The 12,630-nt window shown below is 42.3% G+C and carries 12 protein-coding genes; all 12 read left to right on the forward strand.

Annotation, left to right across the window (positions count from 1 at the left end):
- Positions 1–168 precede the first annotated feature (168 nt).
- The 12 genes from nosZ to ACOYVE_RS03580 all read left to right on the forward strand — a co-directional run bounded on the left by nosZ (position 169) and on the right by ACOYVE_RS03580 (position 12,630).
- Positions 169–2,103 carry a Sec-dependent nitrous-oxide reductase gene (gene nosZ / locus ACOYVE_RS03525; protein WP_422880792.1) on the forward strand — a complete coding sequence of 645 codons (1,935 nt, stop codon included), beginning with the start codon at positions 169–171 and terminating at the stop codon, positions 2,101–2,103.
- A 47-nt stretch (positions 2,104–2,150) separates the two neighbouring features.
- A complete protein-coding gene (locus ACOYVE_RS03530; protein ID WP_422880794.1) occupies positions 2,151–2,729 on the forward strand; it encodes a hypothetical protein in 579 nt (192 codons plus the stop codon).
- Positions 2,707–3,162, forward strand: coding sequence for a nitrous oxide reductase accessory protein NosL (locus ACOYVE_RS03535; RefSeq protein WP_422880795.1), 456 nt, complete (start codon positions 2,707–2,709; stop codon positions 3,160–3,162). The genes ACOYVE_RS03530 and ACOYVE_RS03535 overlap by 23 nt, the downstream gene beginning before the upstream one ends.
- On the forward strand, positions 3,137–4,399 hold the full coding sequence (gene nosD / locus ACOYVE_RS03540) for a nitrous oxide reductase family maturation protein NosD (RefSeq protein ID WP_422880796.1): 1,263 nt from the start codon (positions 3,137–3,139) through the stop codon (positions 4,397–4,399). The genes ACOYVE_RS03535 and nosD overlap by 26 nt, the downstream gene beginning before the upstream one ends.
- Positions 4,383–5,111, forward strand: a complete 729-nt coding sequence (locus ACOYVE_RS03545) for an ABC transporter ATP-binding protein (protein WP_014855782.1) — start codon at positions 4,383–4,385, stop codon at positions 5,109–5,111. Before nosD ends, ACOYVE_RS03545 begins: the two co-directional genes overlap by 17 nt.
- The gene (locus ACOYVE_RS03550; RefSeq protein WP_422880797.1) at positions 5,086–5,877 is read left to right on the forward strand and encodes an ABC transporter permease; all 792 of its coding nucleotides are present in this window, start codon (positions 5,086–5,088) and stop codon (positions 5,875–5,877) included. The genes ACOYVE_RS03545 and ACOYVE_RS03550 overlap by 26 nt, the downstream gene beginning before the upstream one ends.
- Before the next feature lie 81 nt (positions 5,878–5,958).
- Complete coding sequence (locus ACOYVE_RS03555) at positions 5,959–6,744, forward strand: ATP-binding protein (RefSeq protein WP_422880799.1); 786 nt, start codon at positions 5,959–5,961, stop codon at positions 6,742–6,744.
- Positions 6,741–7,970 (forward strand): DUF438 domain-containing protein, encoded by a 1,230-nt coding sequence (locus ACOYVE_RS03560; RefSeq protein ID WP_422880801.1) that lies wholly within the window; start codon positions 6,741–6,743, stop codon positions 7,968–7,970. Before ACOYVE_RS03555 ends, ACOYVE_RS03560 begins: the two co-directional genes overlap by 4 nt.
- A complete protein-coding gene (locus ACOYVE_RS03565; RefSeq protein ID WP_014855786.1) occupies positions 7,960–8,481 on the forward strand; it encodes a DUF1858 domain-containing protein in 522 nt (173 codons plus the stop codon). Before ACOYVE_RS03560 ends, ACOYVE_RS03565 begins: the two co-directional genes overlap by 11 nt.
- Before the next feature lie 63 nt (positions 8,482–8,544).
- A complete protein-coding gene (locus ACOYVE_RS03570; protein WP_422880802.1) occupies positions 8,545–9,792 on the forward strand; it encodes a multiheme c-type cytochrome in 1,248 nt (415 codons plus the stop codon).
- A gap of 142 nt (positions 9,793–9,934) precedes the next feature.
- The gene (locus ACOYVE_RS03575; RefSeq protein ID WP_422880804.1) at positions 9,935–11,440 is read left to right on the forward strand and encodes a glycogen synthase; all 1,506 of its coding nucleotides are present in this window, start codon (positions 9,935–9,937) and stop codon (positions 11,438–11,440) included.
- A gap of 32 nt (positions 11,441–11,472) precedes the next feature.
- Entirely contained in the window at positions 11,473–12,630 is a 1,158-nt protein-coding gene (locus tag ACOYVE_RS03580) for a metallophosphoesterase (protein ID WP_422880806.1), read from the forward strand.

The raw sequence follows: 12,630 nt of genomic DNA on the forward strand, positions 1-12,630 counted from the left end.
TTTGTTCCTATTATTTGTATTTTGCATAAGAGACTCCTTTTAGTTTTTTTAGTTGCCTAAACCAAAAATTACTAATTTTTCAGGAGTCTCTCTTTTTTATTTTCAACTAAAAATGAATTTACACCTTCGCTCGGTAGCTAATTAATAAATTAATTAATTGGAGAAGCTATGAAAACATTAAGTAAAATAATATTATTGCTGGCGGTTTCCCTTGCGCTTGTCAATTGCACAGGAAACAAGCAAGAAGGAGATTTCTCTAAAGCCGCTTCAAAAGTTTATGTGGCGCCCGGACAATACGACGAATTCTATGCGTTTATGTCGGGCGGTTTTAACGGACAGCTTTCTGTTTACGGATTACCATCGGGAAGGTTATTCAAAATAATAAGCGTATTTGCTCAAAATCCCGAAACCGGATACGGTTATTCGGAGGAAACAAAACCGATGTTGATGACTTCTTACGGTTTCGTTCCGTGGGACGACGCTCACCATCCGGAATTGTCCCAAACCGACGGCGTTCCGGACGGCAGATGGATTTTCATCAATGCCAACAATACCACTCGTGTCGCAAGAATCGACCTTTCGACTTTCGATACCGCCGAAATAATTGAAATCCCGAATTCGGCAGGCAATCACGGCTCTCCGTTCGTAACCGAAAATACGGAATATGTAATTGCTTCGACTCGTTTTAGCGTTCCTATTCCGAATAGGGATGTGCCTATCGATTCGTATAAAGAAAATTTTAAGGGTACTCTCTCTTTTATAAAAGTAGACCCGGTAAAAGGCAACATGGAGATTGCTTTTCAGATACTCGTGCCGGGATTCGATTATGATTTAGCGCATGCGGGCAAAGGTCCTTCTCACGGATGGGCTTTTTTCACTTCGTATAACAGCGAGCAGGCAAATACTCTTCTTGAAATCAACGCTTCGCAAAACGACAAAGACTTTATTGCCGCAGTTAATTGGAAACTTGCGGAAAAATATCTGGCAGAAGGAAAAGCAAAAAAGATCAATACGGAATACTATCGTAATTATTTCGACGAAGACAAACAAAAAGCTTTTTCTGAGAAAAGATCGAGCGTTAATGTCCTCAATCCGAAAGACTGCCCCGGCATGATTTATTACCTGCCGACTCCCAAATCGCCTCACGGCGTGGATGTGGACCCTACGGGAGAATATATTGTCGCCGGCGGAAAACTTGCAACGGTCATTCCCGTCCACTCTTTCTCTAAAATGTTAAAAGCTATCGAAAATAAAGAATTCGACGGCGAAATCGACGGCATCCCGATACTTAAATACGATGCCGTAATTGCAGGCGAAGTGGAAAATCCCGGTCTCGGACCGCTTCATACGGAATTTGACGGCAAAGGTTATGCTTATACTTCGGCTTTTATTTCATCGGAAATCGTTAAATGGAAACTCGGCACCTGGGAAGTTGTCGACAGAATTCCTACTTACTATTCCATCGGTCACCTTATGATTCCTGGCGGCGACAGCAAGAAGCCGTGGGGTAAATACGTAGTAGCCCTGAATAAAATCACAAAAGACAGATACCTTCCGACAGGACCGGAATTATGTCAGTCGGCGCAACTGATCGATATTTCGGGCGATAAAATGCAGCTTTTGCTCGATTTCCCCACTATCGGCGAACCGCACTATGCACAGGGTATTCCAGCCGAAATTCTGATGAAGCGAAATAAGAAATTTTATGAACTTGAAAAAAATTCGCATCCGGATAAAACTGCCAGCGAAAAGGAAACCAGGGTCGAAAGAAAAGGCAATGAAATTCATGTTTATATGACTGCAACCCGCACTCACTTTAAGCCCGATAATATCGAAGGCGTCAAAGTAGGCGATAGAGTCTATTTCCACATCACCAATCTGGAGCAGGATTGGGACATACCGCACGGATTTGCAGTCAAAGGCTTAAACAATTCTGAGTTGCTTATTATGCCCGGACAAACGAAAACGATCGAATGGGTTCCTCAAAAAGAAGGAATTTATCCTTTCTACTGTACCGATTTCTGTTCCGCATTGCATCAGGAAATGCAAGGTTACGTTCGGGTTTCGTCTAAGAACAGCAATGTTGAATTGTCTTTTAATTAACATAATCACGGGGCTGAGTAATCAGCCCCTTTATTTTAGGTGTCGATATGTTATCTAAAAAATCATTGTTAATCGTACTCTTTTCTTCGTTATTGTTATTGGGAACTTATTTCGTGCCGATATGGAAAATCGATTTGAATGCGCCACAGTATCCGGAAGGAATCGGTCTCAGAATTTGGCTCAATAAAATTACCGGGGTTCACGAATTCGACCTCGATAATATCAATAAACTCAACCATTACATCGGTATGAAAACTATCGAGCCGGACTCGATACCGGAACTTAAAATAATGCCATACATAATCGCTTTTTTCGTGATCTTCGGTTTGGCTGTTTTTCTTCTTAAAAGAAAAAGATTAATCTATGTCTGGTGCTTTCTGATGATAGTTATTCTCTCGATAGGTTTATACGATTATTACGTGTGGGAATACGATTACGGACATAACTTGAATCCTAACGCCCCGATTAAAGTGCCGGGTATGACATATCAACCCCCTTTGCTGGGCACGAAACAATTGCTGAATATGCGCACCACGTCGTTGCCCGATATCGGAAGTTATTTAATTGGTATATCGTTAATCGGAATGGTTGGAGTATTGATCTATGAAAAAAAGAAAAAAAATTAAACTGCTGTCGGTTGCCTCTCTGCTTTTAATAGCTATCGGATGCAGTAAATCGCCTCAGCCGATTAAATACGGCGCCGCCGATTGCGACTATTGCAACATGACCGTTACCGACCCGAAATTCGGTTCGGTAATGGTTACCGATAAGGGCAAGATATTATTTTTCGATTCGATTGAATGTCTCGCCGCGTATGAATTGACGAACAATCCCGAGGCGTATTCTCTCTGGGTAAGCGATTATACAAATCCAGGAGAGCTGATGCCCGCCGATAAAGCGATTTTTTTGTTAAGTGACGGGATAAAAAGCCCGATGGCCTTGGGACTAGCAGCGTTTCCCGATCGTAACAAATCGGAAAATGCGCGCAAAACTTATAATGGGAAAATTATTTCTTGGGAAGAAGTGAAAAAATATGTTAAGCGGGAATGGAATTTATAAAATACTTTTTATAATTGTTTTTTTTCAAATCTGTTGCCCGCTCTACGGAAGAACTTATACCGTAGGTAAAAACCGGGATTTCAATAAAATTTCGGACGCCGTGCATTATGCGCGGGACAACGATACGTTGCTTATCGAAGCGGGATATTATGCGGAAGGCGCTATCGTCGTCGATAAAAAACTGACTCTGCTGGGAATCGGTTATCCGATAATTTCGGGCGAGAATAAATATGAAATATTAAGAATTGTCGCTTCCGGCGTTACGGTCAAAAATATTCTGTTCAAGAATGCGGGCGTCAGTTTTATCGACGATAATTCGGCCGTAAGACTCGACAGCGTTTCGAATTGCGTTATAGAAAACAATAAGTTTTATGATAATTTCTTCGCAATTTATCTGGCGCAGTCGCGCGACTGCATAATAAGGAATAACGTTATCAAAGCCGCCAATAAAAAACAAACTACATCTGCAAACGGAATTCATCTGTGGTACTGTAAGAATATAGTCGTAGACCATAATCTGATCGAAGGACACAGGGACGGAATATATTTCGAGTTTGTGGTTAAAAGCGTTATCGAAAACAATACAAGCCGTAATAACCTCAGGTACGGGCTCCATTTTATGTTTTCCGACAGTTGTATATATACGGATAATAATTTCATCAATAACAAAGCCGGCGTAGCCGTAATGTTTACTCGAAATGTCGAAATGAAACGCAATAATTTCGAAAACAATTGGGGCGCAGCTTCCTACGGCTTGCTCCTGAAAGAAATTTACGACAGTATAATAGAAGACAACACGTTTAAAAAAAATACATGCGGAATTTATTACGAATCGTGCGGCAGAGTAAAAACCGCGAACAATCTCTTTTTGAACAACGGTTGGGCTATCAGACTTATGGCCAATTCAATGGATAACGTGTTTACCAAAAATAAATTTATCGACAATACTTTCGACGTTGCAACCAACAGTTCGCGAAATTTTAATACGTTTGAATATAACTACTGGAATAAATACGACGGTTATGATCTTGACAGAGACGGATTGGGCGATGTGCCTTATCGACCGGTAAATCTGTTTTCGTATCTCGTCGTAAAAAATCCGCCCCTTCTAATTTTACTGAGAAGTCTGTTTATCGAACTTCTCAATTATTCCGAACGAATTATGCCGGTTATTACTCCTTCGGAGCTAACGGACAATAAACCATTAATGAATAAAGACTATGATACAGTTAAATAAAGTAACCAAAAGATACGGTCGGGTAGCGGCGTTGAAAGAAGTGTCTTTGCATATCGGGAAAGGAAGCGTTACGTATCTCGTAGGACCGAACGCTGCAGGCAAATCCACGCTCATAAAAATACTGCTCGGTCTCGTAAGGCCGAGCGGGGGAAGTATATCGATAGCGGGCATAGAATTAAACGGCTCATACGATTATAAAAAAATGATCGGTTATATGCCGCAAATAGCAAGTTTTCCGGACAATCTCAATGTGGGCGAAATTTTCGATATGCTTAAGGAAATAAGGAACGAAAAAGAACTGACCGACACGGAGTTGATCGAAAAATTTGGCATTGAAAAAGATTTTAACAAAAAATTGAAACACCTCTCCGGCGGAACAAAACAAAAGGTAAACGCCGCTCTCGCTTTTGCTTTCGATCCGGAAATCCTTATTCTGGACGAGCCGACGGCCGGACTCGACCCCTACGCAAGCTCGATTCTGAAACAAAAAATAAAAGACGAAAACGGGAAAGGAAAAACCGTCGTCTTTACTTCACATATTTTGAAAGACCTGGAAGAACTTGCAAGTAATATCGTCTTTTTGCTCAACGGCGCCGTCGTTTATTCGGGTAATATATCGGAATTGGCGGTTGACAATAAAAACAACAAGGAAGAAGCCGTCATTAAGTTAATGAAGGATTTTGTTTATGAAAACGACTATGAAAATAATTAAATATCAGTTGAACGATATTTTAAGAAGCAGATGGACAATTGTTTATACTCTTTTCTTTCTCGCTATAACCTATTCGATTTTATCGATGAGCGGCAATATTACAAAATCGATAATCAGCTTAATGAATATTTTCCTGTTCGTTGTGCCTCTGGTCTCGATAATATTCGGAACGGTTTATCTCTACAATAACAGAGAATATATTATTTTTATGATTGCGCAGCCGATTAATAAAGACGCCCTTTACGCGGGATTATATGCGGGGGTTTCCGTTTCTCAAATTATAAGTCTTTTGGTCGAAGCGGGTATTCCGCTTGCTTTTAATTACCCCACGATTTCAGGTTCTGTGGTCGATTTGCTGATTCTTTTCGGCAGCGGGATATTCGGCATACTTATTTTCACATCAATTGCATTTGCAATTACAATTATTAACGACAACAGACTCTTCGGTTTCGGAATGTCAATCTTTCTCTGGCTTGTTTTTACCATAATATACGACGGACTGATACTTTTGCTGCTCTTTTTTATGCGCGACTACCCGACCGAAAAACTTGCCCTTGTACTCAGCTTTATTAATCCGATCGATCTCGGGAGGATGCTGATTGTGCTCAGAATGGATATCTCGGCGTTGATGGGTTATACCGGGGCGGTTTTCAATGAATTTTTCGGAAGCAATGCCGGCATGGTTGCTTCGTTTATTGCGCTTTCGATCTGGGCGGTCGTTCCTTATTATCTCGGACTTATTAAATTCCGCAGAAAGGATTTTTAAAGAAGATTTTTAATTTTTACAGTTGCAAATCAAGAAAAAACTTCGTTATTTTATAATCGGAATAATTAATCTGTTTTTAATATGACAAGAGAAATAATAACAATAGACGAAGAACTTTGCGACGGCTGCGGACGGTGCGTGCCTGAATGTCGCGAAGGCGCTCTTCAAATAATTAACGGAAAAGCAAGGCTGATAAGCGACTTGTTTTGCGACGGTCTGGGCGCATGCATCGGCAATTGTCCTACAGGAGCGCTTAAAATAGAAAAAAGAGAAGCCGAACCGTACGACGAAAAAAAGGTAATGGAATATATCGTTAAAGGCGGATCGGAAGTGATAGAAGCGCATCTGAAGCATCTGAAAGAGCATAATCAGCTCGATTATCTTACCATCGCGGTCGAGTATTTAACTGAAAACGGAATACCCATTCCGAATATATCTTCCGAAAATAAAAACGGCGACTCCGAACAAATGGAATTTGTTCAATGGCCGATCCAGCTTCACCTTATTTCGCCCCTGGCTCCTCATTTTTTCGAGGCAGAGTTGCTGATTGCCGCTGATTGCTGCGGTTTTGTATCCCCGGAGTTCCGCAGCGAATTTCTTCCCAATAAAAGGCTTGCCATCGCCTGCCCAAAACTCGATACGAATAAACAAATCTATTTTGAAAAATTAATTACGATGATCGACCGATCGTTAATTAAATCGATAACCGTTTTGATTATGGAAGTGCCGTGCTGCGGCGGATTGCTGAAATTGGCCGAACAGGCTATTGAACTGTCGAGTCGTAGAATTCCGCTTGAAGCCGTTGTAATCGGAATTGACGGAAAAATACTGGACAAAATGAAGGTAATCGGAGGAGAAGAATTATGAGCGAACTGATTAATAACAGCAGAAACAGAATAGACGAGCTGAAAGCTCTTATTAAAGAAATTCACGAAGGCGTTTCGCCCGAAGAAACAAAAAGCAAGCTGATCGAAAAACTCGGCTCTGTGCCTTACGGCGAAGTCGTTCAGGCAGAAGAAGAGCTGATTAACGAAGGGCTCGATCGGGAGGAAATACTCAAATTTTGCGACCTTCATACGCAGGCGCTCAAGGGAAATCTGGATTCGGAATTTTCCAAACCGATTCCCCCGAACCACCCCGTTGATATATTTATAAAAGAAAACAGAGAAATAGAAAAAGTTATAGACGACATAAAACATATTTTTCACGAAGTCAAAAAAAGACCGGGCGCTCAAGACTCGAACGACTTGCTTAAGGCTCTGCACGAAAAATTTAATCTGTTGATGGATATCGAAAAACATTATCTCAAAAAAGAAAATCTCCTCTTTCCGTATTTGGAAAAACACGAAGTAACAGGTCCTCCGATGGTTATGTGGGGAAAACACGACGAAGTAAGATCTTTCTTAAAATCGTGCTTTCCCCTTTTTGAAAACAATCCGGATGCAAGTGCCGAGGTGGTAAACGGATTTATAGAATTGATGTTCGAGCCGACTGTCAAAGCCATCGAAGAAATGATTTATAAGGAAGAAAAAATTCTTTTCCCGATGTGTATCGATTTGCTGAACGAGATCGAATGGTACGAAATAGCCTCTCAATTCGACGAGGTAGGATATTGTCTTTATTCTCCCGAAGGTAAATGGGAGCCCGGATTTGAAGTTGATAATCAGAAAGTAGGACAGAGCGATAAAGTGAAATTCGAAAACGGCTCGCTCAGCCAGGAAGAACTTGAAGGAATTTTAAATACGATTCCGGTCGACATTACATTCGTCGACAAAGACGACAAAGTCAAATTTTTCTCGCACGGCGGCAATCGTATTTTTCAGCGACCAAAAGCCGTTCTGGGACGCCAGGTTCAATACTGCCATCCGCCTTCGAGCGTTCACATCGTCAATCAAATTCTCGAAGACTTCAAATCGGGCAAGCAAAGTTCGGCAAAATTCTGGATTAATTTCCAGGGCATGTATGTGCATATTGCATACTATGCCGTAAGAAATTCCAAAGGCGAATATCTCGGCGCTCTCGAAGTAACTCAGGATATTAACGAATACAAAAAACTTGAAGGCGAAAGGAGAATTTTGCAATATGACAACTGAAAAATGCGACATTACACCGAATACGATTGTCGGCGATTTACTCCGCGACTATCCTGAATTGGAAGATAAATTAATCGAAATAGCGCCGGTGTTTTCCAAATTGAAAAATCCCGTACTCAGAAAAACCGTGGCTAAAGTCGCCACACTGAAACAAGCGGCGCAAATAGCCGGTATGCCGGTGGCTATGCTTATAAATAAACTGAGATCGGAAGTTAATATGGGCCAGATTGATATCGAGCATGATAAAGAAGAAATAAAAGAAAAGCCGGACTGGGTATCGGAAGGCAAAATTGTAAACGAATACGACGCATCGATCGATATCGAAAACGGACTACACCCCGCAGCCAAAGTTACCCGGGAAATATTGTCTCTAAATGAAAACGATATTTATTTGTTGATTACGCCATTTTTGCCCGCTCCGCTTATAAAAATCATAGAAGACAAAGGATATAAAACATACAGCGAACAGATTGATAATCAGACGTGGCACACGTATATTGTCAGAAAATAATCCGGTCAAAAGAGAATGCCGTTTCTCTTAATATAAATAACACAGATTAAATCCGGAGGATGAATGAAAAGAGTCGTTACAATTATCTGCATTATTCTCGTATGCGCATTGACGTTAAAGGCGCAGGAGAATAAGTGTATCGAGTGCCATTACAAGGAAACGCCCAACATTGTTTCCGACTGGCAGCTCAGTAAACATGCGGAAAACGACATTGACTGCTCCGTATGTCACGGCGACGAGCATATGTCGGCTGCCGACGTCGCAAAGGTTAAATTACCCACCCCGGAAACATGCGCAATGTGTCACGAAACCCAGGTGAGTCAATTCAAAAAAGGGAAACATGCAATTGCCTGGGCGGCAATGAAAGCGATGCCCACGGCGCACATGCAGCCGATGGCGTTGATGGAAGGTCTAAAAGGATGCGGCGGCTGTCATAAAGTAGGCGTCAAATCCGAAGACGAGATTCAAAAATTGAAAGCCGACGGTTCGGTGTTCGGACATGCGTCGTGCGACGTTTGCCATAAGCGCCATACGTTCAGCAAAAAAGAGGCGCAACAACCTCAGGCATGTCAAACCTGCCATCAGGGTTTCGACCATCCGCAATGGGAAATGTATTCCGGCTCCAAGCACGGCGTTCGTTATCTCTTGAAACAAAACGGCGTATTGGCAGAAAACAGCGCGGCTCCCACTTGCCAGACATGTCACATGCCTGAAGGAAATCACGAAGTTAGAACGGCGTGGGGATTTCTGGCAGTGCGTCTTCCTATGCCCGAAGACAAACAATGGGCTGAGGACCGCGTAACGATTCTGAAGGCGCTCGGAGTTCTCGATCCCGACGGCAAACCGACTCAACTGCTCGACGTTGTCAAAGCCGCCGACGTCGCCAGACTAACGCAGGAAGATTGGCAGAGAGAAAGGGACAAGATGATTAACGTCTGCTCGCAGTGCCATTCGGAAAATTACGTTAAAGCCGAACTCAAAAAAGGCGACGATATGATCAAAAATGCCGACCGGCTGATGGCCGAGGCTATCAATGTCGTGGCTGATCTTTATAAGGACGGCATTATCAAAAAGCCGGAAAGCTACCCCGCTGCCTATCCGATGCTGCTTACATTTCACGACGCTCCCACGGTTATCGAACAGAAATTGTTCGTTATGTTCCTCGAGCACAGAATGAGAACATTCCAGGGCACATTCCACAATAATCCCGATTATGCGCTCTGGTACGGCTGGAGCGAAATGCAGCGAGACCTCTCGGAAATAAAAGAGCTTGCCCATCAAATGAGATTGAATCAAAAGGCAAATCATTAATCTCTGCGATTTCCTTAATGCGCGCAGGTTACGTTTAATGCGTAATCTGCGCGCTTCTTCTATCCATCGATAAATTATTTCGCTGAAATGATATAATAAATCTTTATTTTTGTAATTATATTTTTATCGATTCGGGTATTTAATGCGGGAAACCAGACCTTTAAAAGTTGCTTTCGTTTCGAGCGAAGTTTATCCGTATGCGAAGACGGGCGGTTTAGCCGACGTGTCGGGTTCGTTGCCGGCCGAATTGTCGTCGCTGGGAAACGAAGTAAAAGTGTTCATGCCGAAATACAATACTTTCGGAGAACTCGAACACGGTTTGAAATACAGATGGGATATCGGCGAAATTCCGGTGCGCGTTGCCGGAAGAGTCGTTCCGGTTCACGTCCATACTGCAATGCTGCCGAATAACAATCCGGACGAAGAATCGAATGTGGAAGTCTACTTTGTCGACTGTCCTCAATATTTTCACCGTTTCCGTCTTTATACCAACGATCCCGACGAAGACGAACGATTTATCCTTTTTATGAAGGGCGTTATCGAAATTCTGCAAAGACTCCAGTGGGCTCCGGATATAATCCATTGCAACGATTGGCAAACCGCGCTCATTCCTTTGCTGTTAAAGGATAATTACGGCTGGGACAGATTGTTTCATAATACGGCGACGGTATTTACAATTCACAATATTGCGTATCAGGGACGCTTTCCTAAATCCTCCTTTGCCAAAGCCGAAATAAGAGAAGAATATTATTTGCACGGCGGTATCGGCGAATACCAGGGCGGGGTAAATTTTTTGAAGACCGCAATTTATACGGCTAATGTAATCAATACGGTTAGCGAAAATTACGCGCGCGAACTCCTTACTCAGGAATACGGAGAGGGAATGCACGAATACCTCAGCCATAGAATAAACGACTTTTACGGAATATTAAACGGCGTCGACTATAACGTATGGAATCCCGAAACGGATAAGTATATTCCTTACAATTACTCGATCGATAATTTGAACGACAAAAGGAAAAATAAAGAATATCTTCTGGAACATTTTAAATTGTCAGTCGACGACAAACCTTTGATCGGGATAATTTCCCGGATGGTCGACCAAAAGGGTTTCGATATAATGGCGTATGTTATTAACGATCTGATGAATCTGGACGTCAGGTGGATTGTGCTCGGCAGCGGCGAAAAAAAATACGAAGATATGTTTTATTACCTGGCGGGAAAATATCGCGACAGGATTGCTGTTTATATCGGCTATAATAACGAGCTGGCTCATTTGATCGAAGCCGGGGCGGACATATTCCTTATGCCTTCGAAATTCGAACCGTGCGGATTAAATCAAATCTATTCCATGAAATACGGAACGGTTCCGGTCGTAAGAAAAACCGGCGGTCTGGCGGATACTGTTTTGGACTGGAACGAATATCTCGCACAAGGCAAAGAAACAGGTACGGGTTATTCTTTCTGGGATTACAACGGACATGCGCTGCTTCATTCGGTTCAGCGCGCTATTCACGATTATTATTTGAAAGACGTCTGGCGCAAAATTCAAATAAACGGTATGAGCAAAGATTACTCCTGGCGACGGTCAGCCGAAAAGTATGTGGACCTTTATAAAAAGGCGCTTGTAAACAATTCGAATACTTGAACTAATACTGCGTTAACACGGTTTAGAATGTCATGAAATTTACACAAATGATTTTATTCTTCGGAATCGTTTTTGCCGTTTACGGCATAATAAATTACTACATAATAAGAAGACTGCTTTCGGTTGTGCCCGAACAATACAAGGGGATTGCGCTTGTCGTATCATTGTTCGTTGTTCTCTCTTATTTTGTCGGCAGGGTTCTCGAAAACTACTGGATTTCTTACCTTAGCGATTTTCTCGTTTGGGTCGGTTCGTTCTGGATTGCCATAATGTTTTATTCTTTCCTCGCTCTTTTGCTCGTCGATCTTATTAGACTAATCAATTGGGCGATTCCGTTTTTGCCAGAAGTTCTTTTTAAAAATCCTTTGAAAACAAAACAATACGTCGCGCTGATAGTTTCCGTATTCGTGATTATAATGGTTGGCGGCGGGCATATTACCACGCGTATGATTCAGATTAAAAAATATAATTTGCATATCAATAAAAATGCAAAGCATCTGAAATCGCTCAACATTGTTATGGCGTCCGATTTACACCTCGGCACAATCAACGGCAGTAAATTTGCATATAAAGTAGTAGACAGAATCAATAAACTTAATCCCGACATAATCTTGTTGGCAGGCGATATAATAGACGAAGATATTGAACCCGTCCTGAAAGATAACATGGGCGACGCTCTGGTCAGGTTAAAAGCAAAATACGGCGTCTACGGAATAACCGGCAACCACGAGTATATCGGCGGAGTAAACAAAGCGGTCGAATATCTGGATAACCATAACATCAAAATGATCAGAGACGGTTATGCGCTGATCGACGGCAGCTTTTACGTGGTGGGACGCGACGACAGAGCAAGCAGCCGTTTCTCCGATTACAAAAGAAAAAGTCTGGAAGAAATTATGTCGGACGTAGATAAATCTCTGCCTGTTATTATGATGGATCATCAACCGTTTAATCTGGAGGAGGCTCAGAATAACGGCGTCGATTTACAATTGTCGGGGCATACTCACAACGGTCAGCTCTGGCCATTGAATTATATCTTGAAAAAGATCTACGAGTTGCCGTGGGGTTATAAAATGAAGGGCAATACGCACTATTATGTTTCCTGCGGCGTGGGCGGATGGGGTCCGCCTGTAAGAACGGGCAGCGCTCCCGAAATTGTTCAAATAGAACTGAACTTTACGGGCGACTGA

The organism is Melioribacter sp. (genome assembly GCF_049325435.1).
GTDB classification, from domain to species: domain Bacteria; phylum Bacteroidota; class Ignavibacteria; order Ignavibacteriales; family Melioribacteraceae; genus Melioribacter; species Melioribacter roseus.